This window comes from Lederbergia panacisoli, from assembly GCF_024626525.1.
GTDB classification, from domain to species: Bacteria; Bacillota; Bacilli; order Bacillales; family Bacillaceae_C; genus Lederbergia; species Lederbergia panacisoli.
The window spans coordinates 1-24,958 of record NZ_JANJGU010000005.1 but is presented as its reverse complement, the minus strand read 5'-3'; the positions used below and the strand labels follow the sequence as shown (position 1 = coordinate 24,958).

Below are 24,958 nucleotides of genomic sequence, written 5' to 3'. Positions count from 1 at the left end.
ATCTATGGCTCTATTATTCATTATAACCTATTTGGCGCAGCCTTATTTCAACAAAGCTTTGTGCGTAATCAAATATACGATCTCTTTCAGGTTCATTAAAAATTTCATGGTAACAATTCTCCCATTCTTTATAAAGCTTTTCTGAGATCGTTAACTGATTAAACCAATCCATAACATCCAGCTTATTTACAATTTTATCATCTCCACCTTGAAGAACCAATAATGGCACATTAGGAAAGTTTGTAAGTTTTGTAAATGCTGTTTTCATCGCCTTTAAAAGTTCACGATACCAGCGGACCGATACTTTTGTAACGTACAGGCTGTCATTAAGTGCTCTCTCCTTTATATCATCACTTCTTGTCACAAGATCAATATCCATATTACTGCTTACCTTTAATTCAGGAAGAATCCAATTTAATCCTACTGAAAGAGCGTTAATTGGGATGGCGGGATAATCTACAAGCCCTAAACAGGGAGAAGATAGAATTACCCCATCTATGTAGACCTCGATATCCTGCAATAATCTAATAACCGTAAGTCCACCCATACTATGTCCGAGGACAAAAATTGGTAGTGCAAAAGTTTGTGCCTCTTTTATCCATTCATGGATTTCTTTTATATATTCATCAAAGGAATCGACATGTCCCCGTTTCGATCTCGTCGTCAATCCTTGTCCTGGCAAATCACCCATAATTACATGAAAACCATTTATTCTCCACATCTCTGTCAGCCATCCGTATCTGCCATGATGCTCCATCGCCCCATGGACAATGACCATGACGCCTTTAGGTTCATTAAAAGCTTCCCATTTTCGCACTTAACCACCTCGGAATGTTGATAATAGTATATTACCCCGTTTTCACGATAGAAAAATCATTTGAGTTTCTACAAATATCTGCAATTTTTGTTACACTGTTAATAGAAATATGAGGAGAGGAAGATTTTATTTGGCTATTTACCCTTATAATGGAAAAAGACCTGATATCCATCCTTCCGTTTTTATTGCCGATTACGCAACGGTTACCGGTGATGTCAAAATTGGAGAAAACTCAAGTGTGTGGTTTAATTGTTCAATCCGCGGTGATGTTGCACCAACGATCATAGGTAAAAAAGTTAATATTCAAGATAATTCTGTTTTGCACCAAAGTCCTAATAATCCACTTATTATTGAGGATGAAGCAACAATAGGGCATCAAGTTGTTTTACATAGCTGTAAAATCAGAAAGAAAGCATTAGTCGGTATGGGTTCCATCATTTTGGACGGAGCGGAAATTGGAGAAGGTGCATTTATTGGAGCAGGAAGCCTTGTCCCGCAAGGTAAAACCATTCCACCGAATACGCTTGCCTTTGGACGACCTGCAAAAGTCGTACGAGAATTAACAGTTGAAGACAAAAAAGATATGGAGCGAATTTCGAGAGAATACGTCGAAAAAGCCAAGTACTATAAATCGATTCAAGAAAACTAAAGATACTTGTTTAGTTTCCGATAGTATACTTAAGGGTTAAACTCTGCGAAATAGCTTGTTATTATTTTAAAAGGTGATTGATTTTATATGGAAACACTGCAGTTCATATCGATAGCATGTGCTGTCGGTGTATTCATCTATCTTTTCAGCAAATATAAAAAACATGAGTTTTCAAGCTTCATTTCTTTTTTGGTTATCTTAACTTTTGTGGCTACCATTTATTTATATGGAACACATAGAACATATAGTGAAAAATCCGAAGAAACACTACAACATGTTCAAGAGACAAAGCTGAGTGAACAAAAAGACAAAGTGGAGCTTATTAAAGTTAAGGATAAAATGTTAATTGATGCTCCTGTCATCAAACAATTTCCAGAGCTTCCGCGAGGCTGTGAAGTCACAACATTAGCCATGCTTTTAGGAGATGCCGGTGTCAAAGTCGACAAAATGACTCTTGCAAAAGAAATCAAAAAAGACCCGACACCTCGAACCGTGAAAAACGGAGAAATCTATTTCGGAAACCCACATAAAGGTTTTGTTGGCAATATGTACACTTTCAACGAACCAGGACTTGGGGTTTACCATGAACCTATTATGGAACTTGCACAATCATATTTACCAGATAAAATCGTTAACTTATCAGGGCAATCTTTCGATGAATTAAAAATTCCCCTTTCTGATGGTCGTCCTGTTTGGGTCATTATCAATTCTCAATATCGGGAATTGGAAGATTCATATTTTCAAACATGGAATACAACAGAGGGAAAAATAAAGATTACGATGAAGGAACATTCCGTTCTCATAACTGGTTATGATGATCAATTTGTTTATTTTAATGATCCATTAACAGGTTTGAAAAATAAAAAAGCACCCATTAAAGATTTTGAAAAATCTTGGGTGCAAATGGGCAGCCAGGCACTCACTTATTCCTATTAGGAAGTATGCTTTAGCATACTACTCAATGAGCGGCTGCTTTTTTATACTCGTTTTGAAAGTCATATTGATTTTCCATATAGACGGAATGCCAGATCATGAACACAATTACTGTCCAAATCTTACGGCTATAATCCATCTTTCCTTGGCAATGATCTTCAAGCAAATTCAGTACATATTGCTTGTTAATAAGATGATCTGTGTCGCTATCTTTAATAATATTTTTCACCCAGTCGTGCATTTCATTCTTCAACCAATGACGGATTGGAACTGGGAATCCTAACTTTTTTCGGTTTAATACATGATCCGGAACAATGCCTTCCGCAGCTTTCCTGAGGATGTATTTCGTTGTCCCTTCCGCGGTTTTTAAACTTGTCGGGATATTCGATGCAACATTGAACACTTCCTTATCAAGAAAAGGAACTCTAAGCTCCAATGAATGAGCCATCGTCATCTTATCGGCTTTAAGAAGGATATCCCCTCTCATCCACGTGTGTATATCAATATATTGCATTTGATCGACAGGATCATAGCCAACTGTATCGGCATATAAAGGTCTCGTGATATCACGATAATCGATGCCTTCATTATAAAATTTCAACAAATTCCTTTTTTCTTCTTCTGAATACATTTTTGCATTTCCGATATAGCGCTCTTCCATCGGCGTGAGACCACGTTCAATGAAGCTCTTCCCTTTCACACCTTCTGGCAATACATTTGCTAAACCACGAAGAAGCGACTTTCCGACGGCAGGAATTTTATTAAACATTTCTAATGATTGTGGCTCACGATAAATATTATATCCACCAAATAACTCATCCGCACCTTCACCAGAAAGAACGACAGTTACATGCTTCCGTGCTTCCCGTGCTACAAAATATAAAGGAACACAAGCAGGATCTGCTAGCGGATCATCCATAAACCACATAATTTTCGGTAGTTCGTTCATGTATTCTTCAGGAGTAATGACATAGCTGATGTTCTCGACTCCGAGCTTATCAGCCGTTTCTTTTGCAACATCAATCTCACTAAAACCATCCCGCTCAAAACCGACAGAGAATGTTTTGATACTCGGATGGAATTGCTTTGCAATCGAAGCAATGATTGATGAATCAATCCCGCCTGACAGGAAGGAACCGACAGGAACATCACTGCGCATATGAAGATTCACAGAATCAAATAATACTTCTTTTATTTCTTTAATATATTCATTTTCAGATTTATAAACTGGGTGGAATGTCGCTTTCCAGTAACGAGAAATCTGCATCGGTTCACCAATTTTTTTGATGAAAAAATGTCCTGGCTCTAACTTCTTAATGCCACTTGTCATTGACTCTGGTTCTGGAACGAATTGATACGTCATATATTGCTGTAATGCATCACGATTCAATTCATTTTTCTCAAGGGCAAGCAAGATGCTCTTTTTCTCTGAAGCAAAGAAAGTCCGGTTATTTTCTTCATAGTAAAAGAATGGTTTAATACCGAATGGATCACGTGCACCAAAAAGCTCTTGATTTTCTTTGTCCCAAATCATAAAAGCAAACATGCCGCGAAGCTTTTCAACGGATCTTTCCTTCATTTGACTATAAAGAGCAATGATGACTTCTGTATCAGAAGCGGTTTCGAAAGATAATCCTTCTTTTACAAGCTCTTCTCTTAATTCTACAAAATTATATATTTCACCATTAAAAATAATCCAATAGCGTTCATTTTCATATGATAAAGGTTGTTTACCACTTTCAATATCGATAATACTAAGCCTACGAAAACCAAATTGTATATGCTCATCTGTAAAATATCCCTCATCATCCGGCCCACGATGAGTGATGATTTGATTCATTTGTTTAAATAATTCCTGATCAGACTCTTGGTATTCCCTGGCCTGATCATGAATGCAACCGATAAAACCACACATTTCCTTGTCACCTACTCTGTAATATTTCAAGCGAATTGCCTGCAGCAATGCGTTGCATACTTGTTAATACTAACATTATTTTATCAGTTTTGGCAGTAAAATTTACAAAAAAAAGAGCCGCATTTTTCATACAGCCCCAATTTTCATCATTATTTTGTTACGCTTGTGCCGATTTTCGAATCGCTTCTGCTTTATCTGTTCTTTCCCACGGTAAATCTAGATCCGTACGTCCGAAATGTCCGTAGGCTGCAGTCTGTTTGTATATTGGGCGGCGAAGATCAAGCATCCGGATAATTCCAGCCGGCCTTAAATCAAAGTTCTTTCTAATCGCTTCAACTAAAACTTCTTCAGATACTGTACCTGTACCAAAAGTATCGACTGAAATAGAAACAGGTTTAGCAACACCAATTGCGTACGCAAGTTGAACTTCACAACGATCAGCTAGGCCTGACGCGACAATATTTTTTGCAACGTAACGAGCAGCATATGCAGCTGAACGGTCTACTTTCGTGGGATCTTTACCAGAGAATGCACCGCCGCCATGGCGAGCATATCCACCGTACGTGTCTACAATGATTTTTCTACCGGTCAACCCTGCGTCCCCTTGTGGACCACCAATTACAAAGCGACCTGTCGGGTTAATAAAATACTTAGTCTCTTCATCAATTAGTTCAGCTGGGACTACTGGTGTTATAACAAATTCCTTAATATTTCGTTGAATTTGCTCAAGGCTAATTTCCGGGTGATGCTGTGTCGAAATGACAATCGTATCGATTCTAACTGGATTATTTTGTTCATCGTATTCGACAGTCACTTGCGTTTTTCCATCAGGTCGTAAATAAGGTAAAACTTCTTCCTTACGAACTTCGGACAATCTTCTAGATAATTTATGAGCGAGCGAGATTGGGAGCGGCATGAGTTCCTTTGTTTCATTACATGCATACCCGAACATCAAGCCTTGGTCCCCCGCTCCAATAGCTTCGATTTCTTCCTCCGACATAGAACCTTCGCGTGCTTCAAGCGCTTGATTAACTCCCGCAGCAATATCAGGGGATTGTTCGTCAATTGAAGTAATGACCGCACAAGTTTCTGCGTCAAATCCATATTTCGCACGCGTGTAGCCCACTTCTTTTATTGTATCTCGAACAATTTTTGGAATGTCTACATAAGTAGTTGTCGTAATTTCACCTGCAACGAGTACAAGGCCAGTCGTGACAGATGTTTCACATGCTACACGTGCATTTGGATCTTTCGATAATATAGCATCAAGGATTGAATCCGAAATTTGGTCACAAATTTTATCGGGATGACCTTCTGTTACAGATTCTGATGTAAATAAGTGGCGAGTTTTAGACAAGGTGTTTCCTCCTTTTAACAGTATGCTTATCAATATTTATAAATAACGGTACTCAATTCCTTCATGATGACAAAGACTACGTATTGATTATTAAGGCTTCTTTTACTACAATTTATTCTTAAAAAACATAAATCGCCTTATAAAATAATAAAAACCTTTCCTATTTAAAAAAGTAGAGGAAAGGTTTTTTTAATCATCCGAGCCCTTCACTCTTATCGCCCAAGGCAAATGCCTTGCAACAGGTTAGCACCTTGCTTACAAAGTGTCAGTAGGTTGCTGGGTTTCATAGGGCCTGCACCCTCCACCATCTCAGGATAAGAGTATCCGTTCAATCTAAAATAATAGCGTAATGAGCTTGACCTTGTCAATTAAGAATGACTGAGAATTAATTACTTGAATGTAATGCCATAAGCTGATATAGAATGGTAGTCTTTTCATTTTCCCATTCAACTTTTTTAATAACGGCCGTGGCATGATAATCGCTTTCTCTTGAATGTCGAACCTCTACAGGAATATCAATTGGGTATAATCGGTAACCATTTTTATCGAGCGTGAACAAATTATCTTTTTGCCTTTTTTCCTTACCTTTTGTCACAATCATCGTATTTAATTCAAACGGCATTCCCATTCTTTATTCCCCCTTATCCTTTCTTCTCATTATATACCATATTTTTGATTTTTCATCCAAAGGCAAAGGTCTTGAACGACTTCTCGATTAATAGAAGGGGGAAAATAGTGAGTAAAGTTTTTAAAATACCACGTTTCCACATGCTTTTTAAGGGATTGCAGCCTTTGTTCAAGACGTTTTGCATGTTCAACTGAAACGTTATGATCTAGTTCACCGTGAATAATGAGAACAGGTGGTTTTAGTTTTTCCAATTCATACAATGGGGTTCGAGATTCGTATTCCGCTGTTTTCGTTTTCGGAGAACCGCCAATGACACGCTTCATCATTCTTCTCATATCTTTCCGTTCCATATAAGTAAGCGCAAGGTCCGATACCCCTCCCCATGTAACAATGGATGCTGCTTCTGGATATTGAATAGCCGTAAAAAGTGCCATGACACCCCCTCTTGAAAAGCCAAAAACATGAACTCTGTTTTCTTGTACGTTTGGGAGGTTTTTCAATAAATGAAATGCAGAAAATGCATCATTTCGATCTTCACCAGCAAAATCCTCATTCCCTTCTCCGCCGCGATTCCCCCTATAAAATGGCGCGAATACGACAAATCCTTCTGAGGCAAATTGAGCAATTCTTGCCGGTCGTACCATTCCGACGTTTTTAATCCCACCCCGCAAGTAAAGAAACCCTTCATATATCCCTTTCTCCTTTGGCTCGGCTAGTAAACCTTTAACTTTTAGTCCTTCCGACATATAGGTGACTAAAAAAAGCCGTACAAGTGGGTTGGGAGATGGGAAATGTTGTTTATTGATTATAGTAGCATTCGTGTTCATATAAAATCCCTTCTTATGTATGAATTCAATCTACTTACAGCCTCAGTGTCAACATGACAGCACGACTTCAATCTCAATCAAGGCAGAAAATCACGCATTTTTCACTTTTCAGTCCTGATTTAACCTTAATCGAGACTGAAATCATGCATCTCTCACTTTTCAGTCCCAATTCAACCTTTATCGAGACTGAAATAACGCATTTCTCACTTTTTAGTCCCGATTCAACCTTTATCTAGACTGAAATCACACATTTTACACTTTTCAGTCCCGATTCAACCTTTATCTAGACTGAAATCACACATTTTACACTTTTAAGTCCCGATTCAACCTTTATCTAGACTGAAATCACACATTTTACACTTTTCAGTCCCGATTCAACCTTTTTCGAGACTGAAATCACTCATTTCTCACTTTTCAGTCCTGATTCAACCTCTATCGAGACTAAAATCACGCATCTTACTGCCATCGACGCAACTTTACTAGCCGTCAACTACTTAACAGACGCTTCCGCTTTTCTATATAGGCTATCACACATTTTTGCCCAATTCATACTATATGTTAGCCCAGATTATTTCATAAGGAGGATTGCTTGATGAAGACATGGATGAAAACTGGAATTGTAATCATCATATCAACATTTATGCTCATAGCCATAACAGCCTGCTCTCAAAAAGAAAGTAAGGTAAGGATTGCGGAAGTAACTCGATCGATATTTTACACCCCACAATATGTCGCCATTGAAAAAGGATTTTTTAAAGATGAAGGACTTGATGTTGAACTGATGACTGCATGGGGCGGAGATAAAACAATGACGACACTGTTAGCAGATGGTGCTGACATCGCATTGGTCGGCTCGGAAACATCAATTTATGTGTATGCGCAAGGAGCTTCTGACCCAGTTATCAATTTCGCGGGCTTGACTAAAACTGATGGCACCTTCCTAGTTTCGCGCGAAAAAATCGATAATTTTGAATGGGATATGTTGAAAGGATCGACGTTTTTAGGTCAGCGGAAAGGCGGAATGCCACAAATGGTCGGTGAATTTGTCTTGAAAAAACATGGTATTGATCCTCATGCTGATTTGGAATTGATTCAAAATATCGAATTTGCAAACATCGCTAGTGCTTTTGGCTCCGGCACCGGGGAATATGTTCAACTTTTCGAACCAACTGCATCGGTTTTTGAAAAAGAAGGAAAAGGACACATCATCGCTTCTTTTGGTGAAGAGTCAGGCGAAGTACCTTACACATCGTTTATGGCAAAAGAAAGCTATATTAAAAATAACGAAGAAATAGTTGAGAAATTTGTTCGCGCCCTCTATAAAGCCCAACAATGGGTCGAAGAAAATAGTGCAAAAGATATAGCAAAAGTCGTGCAGCCATTTTTTGAGGATTCTGATCTTGAAACATTGGAAGTCGTGGTAGACCGATATAAAAGCCAAGGATCCTTTGCTAAAGAAATGAAAATAACAAAAGAAGGCTGGGATAATTTACAAGCCATTATGGAGGAAGCTGGTGAGCTTCCAGAAAAAGTTGATTACGAAAAGCTTGTCAATACAGAGATTGTTGATAAAGTAGTCAAAAAATAAAGGAGGGCTTACGATGAGTTTTTTGGAAGTTAAGCAGGTCGCCCACTTTTATTTTTCACCCTCCAATGCCACGAAAGCTTTGGAGGATATTTCCTTCTCCATTAAAGAAGGGGAATTCATATCACTATTAGGTCCGAGTGGATGTGGAAAAACGACAATGCTGTCCATTCTAGCCGGTCTTTTTCCTCCAACAAGCGGAAGTATAACAATTGATCACGAAGCACCAGATGCCAATTCTAATTTAATTGGCTATATGCTTCAACAAGATTATTTATTTCCGTGGAAAACAATTGAAGAAAACATTTTATTAGGTCTTAAACTTAATGGTCGGCTTAATGAAGAAACAAAACAAACTGCCCTCCACTTTTTAAAACAAATTGGTTTGGAGGGCGTCGAGAAACAATTTCCAAGGCAGTTATCAGGTGGAATGAGGCAGCGTGCTGCATTGGCAAGGACAATGGCCGTCAACCCGAAGCTCCTCCTATTGGATGAACCTTTCTCCGCCCTTGATTATCAAACTAAGCTAAAGCTTGAGGATTTAGTGTTTGAAACATTGCTAGATTATAAAAAGACAGCAGTTCTTGTAACACACGATATTGGAGAAGCCATATCTATGAGTGATCGAATCTTCCTTTTCTCGGCTAAACCTGGCAGAATCCATAAGGTATTTGACGTACCAAGGGAACTTCGTGATGTGACCCCATTTGATGTTCGCAGTAAAGACGCCTACAATGATATATTCCAAACGATCTGGAAGGAGTTGGAGAATCTTGAAGAAAATAATTGACCACCATCTCCTTCATATAAAATACAAACAAAAACTAGCATCGGAGAAAAAATGGGTATTTTTCTACCAGTTCTTAATCTTTATTGCTTTTTTCTCCTTATGGGAGGCAGCGAGCAGACAACAATGGATTGATCCGCTAATATTTAGCTCGCCGTCAAAAGTATGGCATTTATTTGTTGAAAAGGTTGCAGACTCCAGCTTGTTCACTCATCTTGGGGTTACAGTTTTTGAAACATTGCTGGGATTTATTCTTGGTACAGTGCTTGGTACGATTTTAGCGGCAATTCTATGGTGGTCTCCTTTTTTATCAAAAATTCTCGATCCTTATCTCGTCATATTAAATGCGATGCCAAAAGTGGCACTCGGCCCCATCTTAATTGTAGGACTTGGTCCAGGATTCACGTCTATCATCGCCATGGGGGCCATCATTTCAGTCATCATTACGACTATTGTCGTATATACTTCATTTCGAGAAGTGGATGATAATTATTTAAAAGTCCTGCGTACATTTGGTGCATCCCGGGGCCAGCTGTTTCAAGAAGCCATTTTACCAGCCTCTTTTCCAACTATTATTTCCACATTAAAAGTGAATGTAGGCTTATCTTGGGTAGGCGTTATTGTTGGTGAATTTCTAGTTTCGAAAGAAGGACTCGGATATATGATCATTTATGGTTTCCAAGTATTTAACTTCACTCTTGTCATGCTGTCCCTGCTGCTCATCGCTATTTTTGCCACAATCATGTATAAAGTCGTGGAGTGGATAGAAAAAAAGCTGATAAAAGACGATGGGGAATAATAGGCTGTCTCACGTGAGGCAGTCTCCCTATTCCCCTTTTAATTTCGCCAGTGAAAGGGTAACCACTTCATCTTTCATAATAAAACTATATTCGGGATTCATTAACTCTTCTTCTAGAACATCTTTTTCTTTTAAAACTGGGCCGTTTGTTTCCATAAAGTTTTCTTTTTTCTCCAATGTATTAACTACAGCATATAAAATTGCTTTTACAAATGGACTGTTCTGCTTGTCTTCAACATAATACTCACCAATATAGTCCAAGGTTTTTATAATTCCGCCAGTCTCTTCATACACTTCTCTTGCTGCCGCTTCTTCTACAGTTTCTCCTGCTTCTAATTTCCCGCCTGGAAACTCCAAACCTCTGATAGGATGATCTGTTAATAGCCATTTCCCTTCAAATCGGCATATGATCAACACATGGCGCGGTTCTAATGGAAATACATGTTTTTCAAATGAAATAAATACTTTGTTTCCATTTGCATCATAAAATTGCCTCAAGAAAATCACTCCTCTATCTCACTATACGCTACCATTTTTTTAGAGAAAAGAGGAGTGCCTATTCTTATTCACTTGTAAAGTTATTTAAAATTCCCATGCTTTCAATATGGTTTCTTGCCTCTTCATCTCCAAGCATATGAATCATTTCATATACCTTCAGTAAATTTTCATCATGAATATCATTCGTTGAATCATTATGATATTCTACAAAAGGAACATGAGCACGTAAAAAATCATCTACACTATTTGCTTGATTAGAATCAAATAATTGTCTGAGGCGTGTGATTTCATCGTCTGTCGCTTCTATTTTAAACTGCCAAGGAGAGGCACTTGGGGTTGTCAATATTTCTCCCGCCCCAACGGATATGTAATACGTCTTTTTATTTTCCAAAGTATTGTACCTCCTGATTTACTAAAATTACTATGCATATTTTACCGCTTACCTACCTATTTTATTCTTAACAGGAATTCTCTAAAATTTTTCGATTGCAGAGTTTATATTTCGGGTATAGAAAAATATGGGTTGATAGAAGCTTGTATATATGGGATGATATTCTAAGATAAAAGAGGTGACATGCATGAGATTGGTGGACGAATTATTCGCCATGTATCGTAATAAAATAACGGACGACGAAGAAGATTTAGATATGATTACATTTGCAGTTCTCGAACATTATGACCGCAATGAATTAATGGAGATTGTAAAAGATATGGACCAGCATGAACTCCAATATTTCATTCGTTTATACTTATTAGAAACGCTTAAAGGAAAGTTTGCCCAAATGGAAGGTAATCAATATACAAATTCCAGACACTTGCATTGATACATAAAAATAAACTTAAAAAACTTGGCATTTGCGCCAAGTTTTTTATTTTTCGAGATATGCTTTTAACATCCAATTATGTTTTTCCAAGCCTTGGTGAATGGCGATTAACATATCACCCGTTGATTCGTCACCCATATTAGCAGCAACCTCAATTCCCTCGTTCAATTCAGTAATTAAGACTGAAAAGTCGTTTGTAAGCGACTGAACCATTTGATTTGTGTCTTCCTTCCCTTCAGCTTCGCCAACACTCGCGATTTCAAGTGCTTCCTTTAATGTTCCGATAGGGCTTCCTTCGAGGGCTAGAATTCTTTCAGCTAATTCATCAATATGAACAGCAGCTTCGTTATACATTTCCTCAAACTTTACATGAAGTGCAAAGAAATTAGTTCCTTTTACATACCAATGAAAATTATGTAGCTTCATATATAGGACCGTCCAATTAGCCACTTGCTTATTTACAATTTGAATTAATTTATTTTCTTCTGCCACTTTTATCACTCCTCCTATAAAAACTTTACCCTACAACGTAGCAAACAAACGTATTTTCTCCCTACCTTCATGAAATTATGCTACACTAACATGAATTCGAACTATATTCTTCCTGAAAGAAGAGATCATTTTGAAAAAAGTGTTCATCCTCATTATTAGATTTTATCAAAAGGTCATTTCACCTTTAAAACCACCAACTTGTCGTTTCTATCCAACTTGTTCACAATATGGACTTGAAGCGATTCAGCGTTTTGGCGCTTTGCGCGGTGGCTTTCTAACGATAAAGAGAATATTAAAATGTCATCCTTTCCATCCAGGGGGCATTGATCCGGTACCTGAAAAAAAGAAATAATTTTTGGCAGGATTGGAAAAGTCATTTATATTATCGTTTCATTCCCTCGTATAACTATACTAACTTAGCCAAAACTATTCGTGTATCTTATTCTGAAAGAGGAGTGATACAAGATGGCTGATGATGTGTTATGTGAAGTGGAAAACTGTCATTATTGGGCCAAAGGGAACCGGTGCTCAGCGGACCAAATATATGTAGTAAGCCATACAGGGAAAAAAGCGGAAACGGAGCAAGAAACCGACTGCCAGACCTTCCAACATAAATAATGCAAAAGGGAAGGTGAGTGGTTAAACTCCCTTCCCTTTTTTATATTCTTCATTGAAAATCGTGACTTCCTTTAATCTTTTTCGATTTATCGAAAAGCCAATTCCAGCTTCAACTGGTACAGAGATTATTCCATTTTTTACTTCTATAATTGGTTCGATTATATCTTCTTCCCAGTAATGATTCGATGAAACTAGATCACCAGGGATTGTAAATCCTGATAGCGATGCAAGTGCAATATTATGTGCACGAGAGACGCCAAATTCAATCATTCCACCACACCAAACTTGAATTTGATGATCCACACATAAATTATGAATACGTCTCGCATTTTCCATGCCGCCTACACGCCCCATTTTTATATTCATGATCCTGCAGCTGCCAAGCTTGATGGCACTATAAGCATCATGAAAGCTTGTTATACTTTCATCCAAACAAATCGGAGTCGAGATTTGCTTTTGTAACATTGCGTGATCAATTATATCCGTTACGGAAAGGGGCTGTTCAATCATCATTAATTTGAATTCATCTAGGGCCTTTAAATGATCTGCATCAGCTAGGGTATATGCTGAATTTGCGTCAGCCATGAGTGGAATATCGGGATAGACCTTTCTAATCTCCTTCAAAAGAACTACATCAATTTCAGGATTAATTTTTACTTTTATTCTTTGATAGCCTTGGTTTTGAAAAATCTCTATTTGTTTCAATGCTTTATGAATATCCTGTGTTGCGACAACAGCTCCCGCCGGAATTTCCCTTCTCGTACCACCAAGCAAACGGGAAAGCGACTGATTTTGCTTTTTTGCATACAAATCCCAAATCGCTGATTCTATGCCCGCCTTCGCCATTTCGTTCCTTCTTATTGAATCAAACAAACTAGATACTTCTTTTGGATGATTGATTTTTTCTTTGAAAAGCTTTGGAATTAAAAAATCCTTTAGCATATGTAATACGGTTGCCGTTGTTTCTTCTGTATACCATGGGGATGAAAAGGCGACTGCCTCTCCAAATCCAGATACACCATCCGCATCTACCACTTCAATTATAATCGATTGCCTTTTTTTCACCGTACCAAGATGAGTTGTAAATGGCTTTTTTAAAGGCATTTCAATGAGCGACAAGCAGACACGATTGATATGTAACATTTAATTCCTTCCTTCAATGAAAAGCCGTAATTTTTCTCGTACCAATTTATTCGCTGCATTTCGGGGCAATTCCTTTACTTTCATAATCTGTTTTGGAATTTTATAGGCAGCAAGCCTGCCGCTGCAAAAGTCGAGCAGTTCCTCTTCCGACACGTCTTCATGACTAACAATAAAAGCATACGCTACTTGCCCCCATTTTGGATCACTTACACCAGTCACTCCTGCCTCATGTACTGCTTCATGCGCCATTAGCACAGCTTCAATTTCAGCAGGATACACATTCTCTCCACCAGAAATGATCAAGTCTGAGCGCCGATCCTGGACATATAAAAATCCTTCTTCATCCAAATATCCAAGATCCCCCGTTAAAAACCATCCATCCTGAGAAGACTGTTCACGATTTAAATATCCAGGTGTAATGTTTGGACCTTTTAACGTGATTTCTCCAGTTTCTCCGGCTTTAGCCTCTTTCCCAGTACTGGTAAGGATTTTAATTTGCGCTGGAAATAGTGGCTTTCCAGCAGAACCAAGCTTGTTTAAACTGTCTTCAGGTGACAAAGTAACGATTTGTGAAGCTGTTTCAGTCATCCCATATGATTGAAAAACAGGGATTTGTTTTGCAACACATTCTTCAAGAATTGGTAGTGGTGCTGGCCCGCCGCCAAGGAGCATACAGCGGAAGTTTTCATGGTATACTTCATCTTTTAATTGTGTAAGCATGCGATTGAGCATGGCGGTGACAACAGACATGATTGTCACTTTTCCACTCTGTAAGATCGTATTAGCCAGCTTTTCATCGAACTCTTCTAATAAATATACAGGAATTCCATAAATTACACTTCTCATTAATATGGAAAGCCCACTTATATGAAAAATTGGAACTGAACAAAGCCAAGCATCTTTTTCTTGTATGCCAAGATTTAAAGATGATCCAATAGCACTCCACCAATGATTTCCATATGTTTGTTGGACTCCCTTTGGTTTACCGGTCGTTCCCGAAGTGTACATAATGGAACAGGTTTCATTGAGATTAAACTCAGAGCATATATAGACTGACTTTTTCTGAGAGGCAGTGAGATTCTTGATTGAACAAGTTTTGAATTCAGCGGAAAGTTCTATTTCATTCACAATTGCATCAAAATCACAATCGTAAAATAAACTGACAGCATGGCTATCTGTTAGTTGATAACTTAATTCAGATGCTGTAAGACGGCTATTCAGAAATACTATTTCTGCCCCAATCAATTGTAAGGCATGGATTAGGAAAACCGCATTTGGCCGGTTTTTCATTAGGATTGCAACCCTAGAATGACGAGAAATAGAAAGTCCACTTAGTTTCATTGCGAATTCTTGAACGATTTCCTTCATTTCTTCAAAAGACCAAGTTTGATCATTAAACACGATTGCAGTCCGTTTTGGTGTCAAATGTGCTCTTTGTAACAGCCAATTTGGAATCATTTCTCCCATTATTACATCTCCTACAATAAAATAAGGGCCTGAAGGATATTCCATCAGGCTTTAAACTTCAAATATTAAGGGAATCTAGGGAATTGTCCGAAGTCTGGCTTACGCTTCTCTTTAAACGCATCTCGGCCTTCCTTCGCTTCATCCGTCGTATAATAAAGGAGTGTTGCATCTCCAGCTAGCTGTTGAAGTCCTGCAAGACCATCTGTATCTGCATTAAATGCTGCTTTCAAAAAGCGTAATGCAGTAGGGCTTTTCTCAAGCATTTCTTCACACCATTTAACTGTTTCTTCTTCTAATTGTTCTAGTGGAACCACTGTGTTGACTAAGCCCATATCAAGTGCTTCCTGGGCATTATATTGACGGCATAAAAACCAGATTTCCTTCGCTTTTTTATGACCGATAATACGTGCCAAGTAACCAGCGCCATATCCTGCATCGAAACTACCCACTTTTGGACCAGTTTGTCCGAAAATAGCATTATCAGCTGCGATTGTTAAATCACAAACGACGTGAAGAACGTGTCCGCCGCCAATTGCATACCCGGCTACCATGGCGATAACTGGTTTCGGTATGACTCGTATAAGTCTTTGCAAGTCAAGGACATTTAGGCGCGGGATATTATCGTCGCCAACATATCCTCCATGTCCACGAACTTTTTGGTCCCCGCCTGAACAGAAAGCTTTACCTCCTGTACCAGTTAAAATAATCGCACCCACATTTTCATCATCTCGTGCATATGCAAAAGCATCGATTAGTTCCATGACGGTTTTTGGCGTAAATGCGTTATGTACTTCTGGTCGATTAATCGAAATTTTAGCAATCCCATTATATGTTTCGTATAAAATATCTTCGTATTCTCTTTCTTTCGTCCAATTAAATGACATCTTTATTTCCTCCTTTATCAATTCTTACGTAAAAACTCCCTTACCATTGTACCAAATTTTCTTGGATCCTCCACGTGAATTGCATGTCCAACTCCATCTACTTCGATAAGTTCCGATTTTGCCATTAATAATTTCATTTCTTTAGATATCGAGCAAAATTTAGGATCTTTCTCACCACATAGTAATAAGGCTGGTATTTCTATCTTATTTAGATCATCCCACCACGAAGGTTGCACGCCTGTCCCCATCCCTTTTAAACTATTTACTAATCCAATTGGGTTGTTTTTAAGCCGTTGTTGTCTAATTTGAAGCTTTACAGATTCTTCTATGCTTTTTTGTGTTTGAAACAAAGAGATGCTTTCCCAATAATGAACAAAGGCCTTTAATCCTTGTTGCATAATCATTTGACATAACTGATCATCTGCTTGTATACGTAAACTACGTTCTTCATCCGTCTTTAATCCTGGAGAGGCACTTTCAAGAATTAAGCTTTTCACCCGCTCAGGAAAAGCTATAGAGAAACTTAGGGCAAGTCTTCCTCCCATCGAATAGCCAAGAATATGTGCTTTATCTAATGAAAGGTGATTCATCAACAAACATATATGTGCAGTGACTTGTTCCATTGTATATTTACTTGATTCTATCGGTGATGCTGTGTTACCATGGCCGATAATATCAATTGAAATGATTTTGAAGCTTTCAATTAAATACGATTTAATTGAATCCCAAGTGGAACTATCTCCTGTAAATCCATGTAAAAGAATAAGAGGTTCCCCACTTCCAGAGACCTCATAATAATAATCAATGCCATCGACTGTAAATATCATTATTCAACATCCTGTAATAAAAGACTTATTTCCTGGGAAACCTTCTTCCACATTTCACGATGGGAGGACAAATTTTTTTCGCGATCTGTCGGAATCTCAATAACATTCAAACCCTCGTAGCTGACAGCATCTAGAACGGCCATTTTTAAACCTTCCCAATCCAAGATTTTTGTATACATGCCATGATACATTTGTACAGCATGTTCATAATTTAAGCCGGTAGGCGTCCCAAATAATATTTCAAAATGCCTCGGTTCACCATATTGTGGTAAATAGGAGAATATTCCTCCACCGTCATTATTAAGCAAGATGATGTTAATGTTTAATTTTTGCAATTTGGCCATCAGCAAACCGTTCAGATCATGAAAAAAGGAAAGATCACCAATAATGAGAAAAAGAGGTCTTTTATATACCGCTGCACCTAAAGCGCTGGAAACAACACCGTCAATTCCATTCGCACCTCTGTTTGCCATGACCGTAATATTTTTATTATTTTTATGAAAAAACGTATCCATATCCCTAATCGGCATACTATTTCCTACAAAAACAGTGCTCTCTACGGGAAGGAGATCGACTAACTCATAAACTGCTTTTCCTTCTTCAAGCTCTTCTGTTAATTCCATATGAGCAGCAATAACCTTCTTCGCCATTTCATCCATTTCCAGCCACTTTGATAGCCAGTTGAGTGAATGTGGCTCCACAATTAACGAAGCTAGTCCAGTACAAAAAGCTGTTTCGTTACTATGAATCATCGTTGTTCCAGAGTAATTTGGATCTCGCCAGCGCGATCCATTATCTACAACATAATGCTCGGCATCCATTTGTTTTTTTAAATATAGGGAAAGCGACTTCGATACTGGCATGCCCCCGAAGCGGATAATGACCTCAGGTTTTAACGCTGTTGCAGCCTCCTCTGTCCTTAAAATTGCATCATAGCTATCTATCACGGGCGTTTCAGACATAGAACTACTTCTAAGTTGAGAGAGTGGATCCGCTAAAATCGGGAAACCAAGTTTTTTTGCTAATATCGTAACAGCCTCGGTAAAATCATGTTCTTCTATTGGACCACAAATAATTAGTCCCTTCTCTTTTCCCTTTAATTGTTCTGCAATATTCTTTAATTTTCCATGTGGTAAAAAAAGGATGCCATCTTCAATAGCAATTGATTCCTCTTCTTCATTAAAAGGATAAGGGTCAAGCACCGGTAGAAGTGGTTCCCGTAAAGGGAAATTTAAATGAACTGGGCCTTTATTTTGTCCTAACGCTTCTTTCACAGCTCGTCTCGCTGTTGTTTTAGCATATTTAAACTGTTCCATTCCAGTTTCCGGCAACGCCATTTCTGCAAACCAGTTTACATGGCTCCCATATAAATGAAGTTGGTCAATCGCCTGTGGAGCTCCAACATCACGAAGCTCATGGGGGCGGTCTGCCGTCATCACAATAAGAGGGACACCGGAAAGACTGGCCTCGATTACAGCAGGATAATAATTAGCGGCTGCAGTTCCAGAAGTACAAAGCAGGCCAACCGGATTTTCTGAAGCCTTTGCGATCCCTAAAGCGAAAAATCCAGCGGAACGTTCATCAACATTCATAAATACTCTTACATCTCGATGCTCTGAAAACATTAAAGCAAGAGGAGTAGAGCGTGACCCAGGACTAATGACAACATCCTTAACACCAGCCTGGACGAGACCTGTTATAAATGCTGCTAAATATTTAGTGAGTGCTTCCTGATGGCTCATACATTCTCTCCTCCGGTTGCCTTTAGCATAGGTTGAAACTTAATCCTTGTTTCTTTTAATTCTTCCTTTGAAACAGAGTCTGATACTAATCCACATCCTGCATATAAATATGCTTTATTTCCATTTAATAATCCGGAACGAATACCCACAGCAAACTCACCATTCCCTAAATAATCAGTCCATCCAATTGGAGCCGCATAAAACCCTCTGTCCATATTTTCCTTTTCTCGAATGATTTCTAGGGCTGCTTTCGTCGGAACTCCACCTAAAGCAGGTGTGGGATGCAGTTTTTCCACAACATTTAATAATGAAAATTCCTTATTTGCTATCCCTACTACTGGAGTATATAAATGCTGGATATCGGGCATTTTCATAAGAATCGGTTCTTCAGGAATCTCGAGTTCAGTACAATAAGGCTTTAGTGCATCCTCAATCATTGATACGACTAATTCGTGTTCAAATAAGTTTTTTTGATCTTTTAAAAGTGCTTCTCCAAGCAATTGATCTTCATGGTCATTTTCATTACGGCCAATCGATCCCGCTAAACATGTAGATAAAACATGATTACCTGTCTTTTTAATTAGCCTCTCCGGCGATGCACCAAGAAAACAACTGCCACCGACTTCTAAAGCAAATACGAAGCTCGTCGGCTGCTGTTTAAGCAGTTGTTTGATTATATAAGATGATTGTGCACGCTCCTCAAACTCAAGCAGCAATTTTCGCGCTAAAACAACTTTTTTAACATTAGACTTCTTTAATATATTTACGATCTCTTCTACGGAATGAACCCAATCCTCCGGTGCTATTTCTTTACATGCCTTTATTTTAATAGGATTTTCCTGATATAAAATGCTGTCATTCGTTAATTGTTGCACAAAGTTATTCGCTTTTTCCCGCAATGTTTCAATAGAAAAGGAATCATTACATACTGCATTTACCGTTATATAATACTGATCTTCAGCGACGGTTAGCATATAAGAGGGCAAGTATAAAGTGGAGTGTCCAAATTTCTCCCATTCCATCTCTTTTTCATTATCTGGATCAAATGAAAAACCTCCAAATAACAGCGGCCCTGTGCCCCGGACTCCCGAGGAATTTTTAATTTCGGCATCCCTTAAGAGCTGATACCATAGCTCGTTTGTCACTTGGAACCTGTTTTCGTCTCCATCTACTGAAAGCATGGCAGCAATTCCTAATCCTACTGCCCCAAAAAGACCATCAGAGCTTTTCCAAAAAAATCTTTCTCCAGTAAACGATGATGATTTATAATTAAAAAAATCCATAGGATCATAAGAATCTATTGGAAGGGTAATACTGTAAAGTTTGTTTTCCCCATTAGGTTTGCTATGTAAAGCATCATCATTGATTGTCTGCAATATTTTTGTCAATATAATCTCTCCAAAAACTTTAATACTTTTTTCACTTCTTTATTATATATGAATATCGAATCTAAATGTAGCATTCATACTTACTGAAAACATTTCCCTTATTTCCCTAATTAAATGGATTGACACAAGCGCACTCATTACCTACACTTTATAGGGGATTGATTTTTCTTAGTTTGATTTTAAATGCTTCGTTTTATTTGTACTATTTTAAGGGAGAGACAAGCAATGAATATACAGACAAATTCTGTCGTTCCAGCAGATAAAGGTTGGCGGGTTTGGTGGCAATTAAGCCGTCCACATACATTGACTGCCGCTTTTATCCCTGTTTTATTAGGAACGGCCTTAGCCATAAAAAGTGGCCCATTTCATATTCCATTATTTATCGCTATGCTCGTGGCGAGCTTACTCATTCAAACTGCGACTAATATGTTTAATGAGTATTTTGATTATGCCAGGGGGCTTGATCATGAAAACTCCGTTGGAATCGGTGGGGCCATTGTCCGAAACGGAGTAAAACCGAAGACGGTGCTATACTTAGGTTTCGTTCTGTTCGGCATAGCCATCGGATTAGGATTGTATATAACAATTAACAGCAGTTGGTGGATCGCTGTCATCGGAGTGATCTGCATGGCTGTAGGATACTTTTATACAGGTGGGCCTAGACCCATTGCCTACACCCCTTTCGGCGAATTAATGTCCGGTTTCTTTATGGGTGTCGTCATCATCCAAATTTCTTATTTTATTCAGACTAGCTATATCTCAAAAATCAGTATTCTTGTATCTATCCCCGTTTCTATATTGATTGGAAGCATCATGCTAGCAAATAATATACGGGATTTGGATGGAGATCAAGAAAATGGCCGTAAAACCCTCGCAATTATTATTGGGAGACAAAAAGCAATTGGCCTTTTAGCAGGTATGTTTATCCTTTCTTACAGCTGGATTATCTTTTTAATCTTTTTTACAGAAACATCATTTTGGCTGTTAATTACATTTATTAGCATTCCTAAAGCTTTAAAAGCAGTCAAGGGTTTCATTGGAAAAACGGAACCAATTCAGATGATGCCGGCGATGAAAGCAACCGCTCAGACGAATACAATCTTCGGTTTTCTTATGGCAATCGGACTTTTCATAAGTTATTTTGCTTAAACACTTGTCTTAATGACAAGTGTTTTTTTATATTTAGGCTACCCTGAAAATAAACGGAACAATTCCGTTTATTTTGGGAAATACCCATATTTCCTTAAATATAAGGGAAGATTTTCCGTTTTTATGGTCCAAGTCTTTGGATTTTATTATATTTAGAGCAGTTTACCGGAATATCTCCTCTTATTTCTGCTTCATAAGCTGGTTTATTTACAATAACCGGAAATTCTCCGCCTATTTATTCTCAATACCAACACGAAAATCAACAATAAATAATAACGGAGCCTGTATTTAAAAAGAAAATATAGATTTCTAAAAGGTCTTATTTCTTGATGTGATGACATTTTTGTCCAGCTCCAGCACTTCCGCTTTTCAAAAGATGTTTACCTCTTTGCAAAAAAAGGAAACTATAAGGAAATGGTTGTTTGCAAACAATAGGTCATACTAGAAATGAATTGATATAAAGGATGTGATGGAAATGCTGACACAACAACAATTAGCAAGTTTAAAAAATGAACTTTTAGAGATAAAGAAGGAATTGACCCATAATATTCATGAAGATGAAGAAACAGTTGGAAGCGGCAATGCAAGAGAAAGTGAATTATCGATGTATGACAATCACCCCGCAGATATGGGAACAGAACTATTCGAACGGGAAAGAGACTTTGCTCTTGCCATCCATTCTGAATCAGAACTAGTGAAGGTGGATCAAGCACTTGAAGCAATAGAAGCCGGGACGTATGGAAAATGTGAAGAATGTGGCAAAGAAATACCTTATGAACGGCTCCAAGCAATACCGAATACAACCTTTTGTGTAGAGCATTCCCCTGAACAAATTTTACCTACTGACCGCCCAGTCGAAGAAGAACTATTAAAGCCTGCTGTTGACAATTCATTTGCCTACCGTGACAAAAGAAGTGAAGTTAAAGATTATCACGATAGTTTTCAGGAAGTAGCCAGGTACGGTACATCAGAAACTCCCTCCGATTTTGAAGGAGACTTTAATGACTATGATGATTTATACGAAGGTGAAATAAAAGATGGGTTTACGGAAGAATACGAAACCTTTATTGGAACAGATTTAGACGGAAAAGGTGTTAAAACATATACGTCTGAAGAAAAGATGGAATACGAAGAAATATTGGATAAAGAAGGAATTGAAGCGCCATTTGGAGATGTTCCGTATAAGTATACCGATGGCTATGTAGATGAGGACGAATAAAAAATATAACAAAAAACCATCTTATTGATGGTTTTTTTGTTATATTGATGACCCCTACGGGATTCGAACCCGTGTTACCGCCGTGAAAGGGCGGTGTCTTAACCGCTTGACCAAGGGGCCAATAAAAAATGTATGGCGGAGAAGGAGGGATTTGAACCCTCGCGCCGCTTACGCGACCTATGCCCTTAGCAGGGGCACCTCTTCAGCCTCTTGAGTACTTCCCCATATTAACTACTCCGCAGGTAGGATTCGAACCTACGACCGATCGGTTAACAGCCGATAGCTCTACCACTGAGCTACTGCGGAATGGTGGGCCTGAGTGGACTCGAACCACCGACCTCACGCTTATCAGGCGTGTGCTCTAACCAGCTGAGCTACAGGCCCATATTTTAAAATATGGAGCGGGTGAAGGGAATCGAACCCTCATCAACAGCTTGGAAGGCTGTGGTTTTACCACTAAACTACACCCGCATGTATTAATATCATAACACAAAATAATTTGGGGCGACTAGTGGGAATCGAACCCACGATGTCGGAGCCACAATCCGATGCGTTGACCATTTCGCCATAGCCGCCATTCTTTTGCACCGTATGATTTAAATGGTGGCTCAGGACGGAATCGAACCGCCGACACAAGGATTTTCAGTCCTTTGCTCTACCGACTGAGCTACTGAGCCACTATTATGGCGGTCCGGACGGGACTCGAACCCGCGACCTCCTGCGTGACAGGCAGGCATTCTAACCAACTGAACTACCGGACCAGGGTTTTTTCAAATGAAATTTGAAAATAACCTACATTACCTTCGAGTTCACTCGAAAATAACTTACATTATTTTTCAAATGAAATTTAAAAATAACCTTCATTACCTTCAAGTTTATTTGAAAGCAACTTAATTGCGGGGGCAGGATTTGAACCTGCGACCTTCGGGTTATGAGCCCGACGAGCTACCGGACTGCTCCACCCCGCGATAATAAAAAGATAAATCATATGGCGGAGGAAGAGGGATTCGAACCCCCGCGCGGTTTAACCCGCCTGTCGGTTTTCAAGACCGATCCCTTCAGCCGAACTTGGGTATTCCTCCATATGTCAAGAATAATGGTGGACCTTGTAGGACTCGAACCTACGACCGGACGGTTATGAGCCGTCTGCTCTAACCAGCTGAGCTAAAGGTCCAATAAATGGTAGCGGCGGAGGGGATCGAACCCACGACCTCACGGGTATGAACCGTACGCTCTAGCCAGCTGAGCTACGCCGCCATTATTGTTGTTCTTTTACATAAAAATGGTGGAGCCTAGCGGGATCGAACCGCTGACCTCCTGCGTGCAAAGCAGGCGCTCTCCCAGCTGAGCTAAGGCCCCAAACATAATTTCAGTAGTGGTCGGGAAGACAGGATTCGAACCTGCGACCCCTTGGTCCCAAACCAAGTGCTCTACCAAGCTGAGCTACTTCCCGAAATTTTATATATTTTATAAAGTTATATTGGCGCGCCCGAAAGGAGTCGAACCCATAACCTTCTGATCCGTAGTCAGACGCTCTATCCAATTGAGCTACGGGCGCATGTATAGAAAGTTACTTGCTTGAGAAAAATTACTCTGAGAAATATTTATACTGTTAGGTTATTTTGCTGAAGCAAATTTTAATGGAAGGTTATTTTGCTGAAGCAAAAAACCTTAATGCCGAGAACCGGAATCGAACCGGTACGGTAGTCACCTACCGCAGGATTTTAAGTCCTGTGCGTCTGCCAGTTCCGCCACCCCGGCATAAGTTGGAGCGGAAGACGGGATTCGAACCCGCGACCCCCACCTTGGCAAGGTGGTGTTCTACCACTGAACTACTTCCGCGTGGTTTAACAACTCTCAACAAAAGCTAATAATGCGGGTGAAGGGAGTCGAACCCCCACGCCTTACGGCACTAGATCCTAAGTCTAGCGTGTCTGCCAGTTCCACCACACCCGCAAAGGGTAATTTATTTGCTGTCGCAAATTAAGGTAAGTTATTTTGCCTGCGGCAAAAAACTTTGGTGAGCCATGCAGGATTCGAACCTGCGACCCTCTGATTAAAAGTCAGATGCTCTACCGACTGAGCTAATGGCTCGTACAATTAAACAGGACTGGTGCCGGCCAGAGGACTTGAACCCCCAACCTACTGATTACAAGTCAGTTGCTCTACCAATTGAGCTAGGCCGGCATATGGTGGAGGATGACGGGATCGAACCGCCGACCCTCTGCTTGTAAGGCAGATGCTCTCCCAGCTGAGCTAATCCTCCAAAATCAAAATGTTAAAATTATGTATGCCTGGCAACGTCCTGCTCTTGCAAGGGGAGTCCCCTTACTACCATCGGCGCTGAAGAGCTTAACTTCCGTGTTCGGGATGGGAACGGGTGTGACCTCTTCGCCATCGTCACCAGACA

24 protein-coding genes, 21 tRNA genes, 1 rRNA gene and 1 riboswitch are annotated in these 24,958 nt (G+C 39.2%); of the genes, 10 read left to right on the top strand and 36 right to left on the bottom strand.

All coding sequences use genetic code 11. The features are described 5' to 3' along the window. Positions 1 to 13: 13 nt before the first annotated feature. The gene (locus tag NQ185_RS09055; RefSeq protein WP_257581337.1) at positions 14 to 817 is read right to left on the bottom strand and encodes an alpha/beta hydrolase; all 804 of its coding nucleotides are present in this window, start codon (positions 815 to 817) and stop codon (positions 14 to 16) included. A gap of 109 nt (positions 818 to 926) precedes the next feature. On the opposite strand from NQ185_RS09055, the gene NQ185_RS09050 reads away from it, so the two are divergent. Further along, positions 927 to 1,466 (top strand): gamma carbonic anhydrase, encoded by a 540-nt coding sequence (locus tag NQ185_RS09050; RefSeq protein WP_257581336.1) that lies wholly within the window; start codon positions 927 to 929, stop codon positions 1,464 to 1,466. A gap of 87 nt (positions 1,467 to 1,553) precedes the next feature. Further along, on the top strand, positions 1,554 to 2,402 hold the full coding sequence (locus NQ185_RS09045) for a C39 family peptidase (RefSeq protein WP_257581335.1): 849 nt from the start codon (positions 1,554 to 1,556) through the stop codon (positions 2,400 to 2,402). A gap of 22 nt (positions 2,403 to 2,424) precedes the next feature. Here the strand turns inward: NQ185_RS09045 and asnB are convergent, their stop codons facing one another. The 4 genes from asnB to NQ185_RS09025 form a co-directional block, all read right to left on the bottom strand. Then, the gene (gene asnB / locus NQ185_RS09040) at positions 2,425 to 4,314 is read right to left on the bottom strand and encodes an asparagine synthase (glutamine-hydrolyzing) (RefSeq protein ID WP_257581541.1); all 1,890 of its coding nucleotides are present in this window, start codon (positions 4,312 to 4,314) and stop codon (positions 2,425 to 2,427) included. Positions 4,315 to 4,471: 157 nt separating this feature from the next. Next, the gene (gene metK / locus NQ185_RS09035) at positions 4,472 to 5,671 is read right to left on the bottom strand and encodes a methionine adenosyltransferase (RefSeq protein WP_257581334.1); all 1,200 of its coding nucleotides are present in this window, start codon (positions 5,669 to 5,671) and stop codon (positions 4,472 to 4,474) included. A 209-nt stretch (positions 5,672 to 5,880) separates the two neighbouring features. Then, positions 5,881 to 5,992: riboswitch (SAM riboswitch) on the bottom strand. Between the two features lie 64 nt (positions 5,993 to 6,056). Continuing rightward, the gene (locus NQ185_RS09030) at positions 6,057 to 6,299 is read right to left on the bottom strand and encodes a DUF2584 domain-containing protein (RefSeq protein WP_257581333.1); all 243 of its coding nucleotides are present in this window, start codon (positions 6,297 to 6,299) and stop codon (positions 6,057 to 6,059) included. A 29-nt stretch (positions 6,300 to 6,328) separates the two neighbouring features. After that, on the bottom strand, positions 6,329 to 7,126 hold the full coding sequence (locus NQ185_RS09025) for an alpha/beta hydrolase family protein (protein ID WP_257581331.1): 798 nt from the start codon (positions 7,124 to 7,126) through the stop codon (positions 6,329 to 6,331). Between the two features lie 592 nt (positions 7,127 to 7,718). Here NQ185_RS09025 and NQ185_RS09020 point away from each other — a divergent pair. From NQ185_RS09020 to NQ185_RS09010, 3 genes are read left to right on the top strand one after another with little or no spacing between them, the layout of a single operon-like run. Next, entirely contained in the window at positions 7,719 to 8,714 is a 996-nt protein-coding gene (locus NQ185_RS09020; RefSeq protein ID WP_257581329.1) for an ABC transporter substrate-binding protein, read from the top strand. A 13-nt stretch (positions 8,715 to 8,727) separates the two neighbouring features. Next, on the top strand, positions 8,728 to 9,501 hold the full coding sequence (locus tag NQ185_RS09015) for an ABC transporter ATP-binding protein (RefSeq protein ID WP_257581327.1): 774 nt from the start codon (positions 8,728 to 8,730) through the stop codon (positions 9,499 to 9,501). Further along, positions 9,485 to 10,297 carry an ABC transporter permease gene (locus NQ185_RS09010; RefSeq protein ID WP_257581325.1) on the top strand — a complete coding sequence of 271 codons (813 nt, stop codon included), beginning with the start codon at positions 9,485 to 9,487 and terminating at the stop codon, positions 10,295 to 10,297. The genes NQ185_RS09015 and NQ185_RS09010 overlap by 17 nt, the downstream gene beginning before the upstream one ends. A 27-nt stretch (positions 10,298 to 10,324) precedes the next feature. Here NQ185_RS09010 and ytkD read toward each other — a convergent pair whose 3' ends face one another. Both ytkD and NQ185_RS09000 read right to left on the bottom strand, forming a co-directional pair. Continuing rightward, complete coding sequence (gene ytkD / locus NQ185_RS09005; RefSeq protein WP_257581323.1) at positions 10,325 to 10,795, bottom strand: RNA deprotection pyrophosphohydrolase; 471 nt, start codon at positions 10,793 to 10,795, stop codon at positions 10,325 to 10,327. A 64-nt stretch (positions 10,796 to 10,859) separates the two neighbouring features. After that, positions 10,860 to 11,186 carry a hydrolase gene (locus tag NQ185_RS09000; protein ID WP_257581322.1) on the bottom strand — a complete coding sequence of 109 codons (327 nt, stop codon included), beginning with the start codon at positions 11,184 to 11,186 and terminating at the stop codon, positions 10,860 to 10,862. A gap of 187 nt (positions 11,187 to 11,373) precedes the next feature. Here NQ185_RS09000 and NQ185_RS08995 point away from each other — a divergent pair, with 187 nt between their 5' ends. After that, positions 11,374 to 11,619 carry a DUF6154 family protein gene (locus NQ185_RS08995; protein WP_257581321.1) on the top strand — a complete coding sequence of 82 codons (246 nt, stop codon included), beginning with the start codon at positions 11,374 to 11,376 and terminating at the stop codon, positions 11,617 to 11,619. A gap of 45 nt (positions 11,620 to 11,664) precedes the next feature. Here the strand turns inward: NQ185_RS08995 and NQ185_RS08990 are convergent, their stop codons facing one another. Further along, the gene (locus NQ185_RS08990; RefSeq protein WP_257581320.1) at positions 11,665 to 12,111 is read right to left on the bottom strand and encodes a Dps family protein; all 447 of its coding nucleotides are present in this window, start codon (positions 12,109 to 12,111) and stop codon (positions 11,665 to 11,667) included. Positions 12,112 to 12,241: 130 nt separating this feature from the next. On the opposite strand from NQ185_RS08990, the gene yidD reads away from it, so the two are divergent. Together yidD and NQ185_RS08980 are read left to right on the top strand one after the other, a co-directional pair. Continuing rightward, positions 12,242 to 12,463, top strand: a complete 222-nt coding sequence (gene yidD / locus NQ185_RS08985) for a membrane protein insertion efficiency factor YidD (protein WP_257581319.1) — start codon at positions 12,242 to 12,244, stop codon at positions 12,461 to 12,463. A 113-nt stretch (positions 12,464 to 12,576) separates the two neighbouring features. Next, positions 12,577 to 12,729 (top strand): DUF1540 domain-containing protein, encoded by a 153-nt coding sequence (locus NQ185_RS08980; RefSeq protein ID WP_257581318.1) that lies wholly within the window; start codon positions 12,577 to 12,579, stop codon positions 12,727 to 12,729. Between the two features lie 21 nt (positions 12,730 to 12,750). On the opposite strand, the gene menC is transcribed toward NQ185_RS08980, so the two are convergent. From menC to NQ185_RS08950, 6 genes are all read right to left on the bottom strand, one after another. Further along, on the bottom strand, positions 12,751 to 13,872 hold the full coding sequence (gene menC / locus NQ185_RS08975) for an o-succinylbenzoate synthase (RefSeq protein WP_257581317.1): 1,122 nt from the start codon (positions 13,870 to 13,872) through the stop codon (positions 12,751 to 12,753). Further along, the gene (locus NQ185_RS08970; protein WP_257581540.1) at positions 13,873 to 15,330 is read right to left on the bottom strand and encodes an o-succinylbenzoate--CoA ligase; all 1,458 of its coding nucleotides are present in this window, start codon (positions 15,328 to 15,330) and stop codon (positions 13,873 to 13,875) included. It lies immediately after the preceding gene. A 74-nt stretch (positions 15,331 to 15,404) separates the two neighbouring features. Continuing rightward, positions 15,405 to 16,223, bottom strand: coding sequence for a 1,4-dihydroxy-2-naphthoyl-CoA synthase (gene menB, locus NQ185_RS08965; protein WP_257581316.1), 819 nt, complete (start codon positions 16,221 to 16,223; stop codon positions 15,405 to 15,407). A gap of 17 nt (positions 16,224 to 16,240) precedes the next feature. Further along, positions 16,241 to 17,050, bottom strand: a complete 810-nt coding sequence (menH, locus tag NQ185_RS08960; RefSeq protein ID WP_257581315.1) for a 2-succinyl-6-hydroxy-2,4-cyclohexadiene-1-carboxylate synthase — start codon at positions 17,048 to 17,050, stop codon at positions 16,241 to 16,243. Further along, a complete protein-coding gene (menD, locus tag NQ185_RS08955) occupies positions 17,050 to 18,792 on the bottom strand; it encodes a 2-succinyl-5-enolpyruvyl-6-hydroxy-3-cyclohexene-1-carboxylic-acid synthase (protein WP_257581314.1) in 1,743 nt (580 codons plus the stop codon). The genes menH and menD overlap by 1 nt, the downstream gene beginning before the upstream one ends. Then, positions 18,789 to 20,180 carry an isochorismate synthase gene (locus NQ185_RS08950; protein WP_257581312.1) on the bottom strand — a complete coding sequence of 464 codons (1,392 nt, stop codon included), beginning with the start codon at positions 20,178 to 20,180 and terminating at the stop codon, positions 18,789 to 18,791. Before NQ185_RS08950 ends, menD begins: the two co-directional genes overlap by 4 nt. 225 nt (positions 20,181 to 20,405) lie before the next feature. On the opposite strand from NQ185_RS08950, the gene NQ185_RS08945 reads away from it, so the two are divergent. After that, positions 20,406 to 21,329, top strand: a complete 924-nt coding sequence (locus NQ185_RS08945; protein WP_257581311.1) for a 1,4-dihydroxy-2-naphthoate polyprenyltransferase — start codon at positions 20,406 to 20,408, stop codon at positions 21,327 to 21,329. Positions 21,330 to 21,804: 475 nt separating this feature from the next. Further along, positions 21,805 to 22,548, top strand: a complete 744-nt coding sequence (locus NQ185_RS08940; RefSeq protein ID WP_257581310.1) for a TraR/DksA C4-type zinc finger protein — start codon at positions 21,805 to 21,807, stop codon at positions 22,546 to 22,548. A gap of 48 nt (positions 22,549 to 22,596) precedes the next feature. Here the strand turns inward: NQ185_RS08940 and NQ185_RS08935 are convergent. From NQ185_RS08935 to rrf, 22 genes are all read right to left on the bottom strand, one after another. Beyond that, positions 22,597 to 22,668 (bottom strand) — tRNA-Glu (locus NQ185_RS08935). A 13-nt stretch (positions 22,669 to 22,681) separates the two neighbouring features. Further along, a tRNA-Ser gene (locus tag NQ185_RS08930) sits at positions 22,682 to 22,772 on the bottom strand. Positions 22,773 to 22,782: 10 nt separating this feature from the next. Beyond that, positions 22,783 to 22,854, bottom strand: a tRNA-Asn gene (locus tag NQ185_RS08925). A gap of 1 nt (position 22,855) precedes the next feature. Continuing rightward, positions 22,856 to 22,932, bottom strand: a tRNA-Ile gene (locus tag NQ185_RS08920). A gap of 13 nt (positions 22,933 to 22,945) precedes the next feature. Next, positions 22,946 to 23,019 (bottom strand) — tRNA-Gly (locus tag NQ185_RS08915). A 29-nt stretch (positions 23,020 to 23,048) separates the two neighbouring features. Further along, a tRNA-His gene (locus NQ185_RS08910) sits at positions 23,049 to 23,123 on the bottom strand. Positions 23,124 to 23,149: 26 nt separating this feature from the next. Continuing rightward, positions 23,150 to 23,225: transfer RNA gene (locus NQ185_RS08905), tRNA-Phe, on the bottom strand. Positions 23,226 to 23,232: 7 nt separating this feature from the next. Continuing rightward, positions 23,233 to 23,309 (bottom strand) — tRNA-Asp (locus tag NQ185_RS08900). Between the two features lie 133 nt (positions 23,310 to 23,442). Further along, positions 23,443 to 23,516, bottom strand: a tRNA-Met gene (locus tag NQ185_RS08895). 21 nt (positions 23,517 to 23,537) lie between these two features. Then, positions 23,538 to 23,630, bottom strand: a tRNA-Ser gene (locus NQ185_RS08890). A gap of 15 nt (positions 23,631 to 23,645) precedes the next feature. Continuing rightward, positions 23,646 to 23,722 (bottom strand) — tRNA-Ile (locus tag NQ185_RS08885). Positions 23,723 to 23,728: 6 nt separating this feature from the next. Beyond that, positions 23,729 to 23,805, bottom strand: a tRNA-Met gene (locus tag NQ185_RS08880). 26 nt (positions 23,806 to 23,831) lie between these two features. Continuing rightward, positions 23,832 to 23,907 (bottom strand) — tRNA-Ala (locus NQ185_RS08875). A gap of 17 nt (positions 23,908 to 23,924) precedes the next feature. Next, positions 23,925 to 24,001, bottom strand: a tRNA-Pro gene (locus tag NQ185_RS08870). A 28-nt stretch (positions 24,002 to 24,029) separates the two neighbouring features. Further along, positions 24,030 to 24,106 (bottom strand) — tRNA-Arg (locus tag NQ185_RS08865). A gap of 117 nt (positions 24,107 to 24,223) precedes the next feature. After that, positions 24,224 to 24,309: transfer RNA gene (locus NQ185_RS08860), tRNA-Leu, on the bottom strand. A 6-nt stretch (positions 24,310 to 24,315) separates the two neighbouring features. After that, positions 24,316 to 24,390 (bottom strand) — tRNA-Gly (locus tag NQ185_RS08855). A gap of 32 nt (positions 24,391 to 24,422) precedes the next feature. After that, positions 24,423 to 24,504, bottom strand: a tRNA-Leu gene (locus tag NQ185_RS08850). Between the two features lie 62 nt (positions 24,505 to 24,566). Beyond that, positions 24,567 to 24,642, bottom strand: a tRNA-Lys gene (locus NQ185_RS08845). Between the two features lie 17 nt (positions 24,643 to 24,659). Then, positions 24,660 to 24,735: transfer RNA gene (locus tag NQ185_RS08840), tRNA-Thr, on the bottom strand. Positions 24,736 to 24,738: 3 nt separating this feature from the next. Further along, a tRNA-Val gene (locus NQ185_RS08835) sits at positions 24,739 to 24,814 on the bottom strand. Positions 24,815 to 24,840: 26 nt separating this feature from the next. Then, positions 24,841 to 24,956: ribosomal RNA gene (gene rrf / locus NQ185_RS08830) — 5S ribosomal RNA — on the bottom strand. Between the last annotated feature and the right edge of the window lie 2 nt (positions 24,957 to 24,958).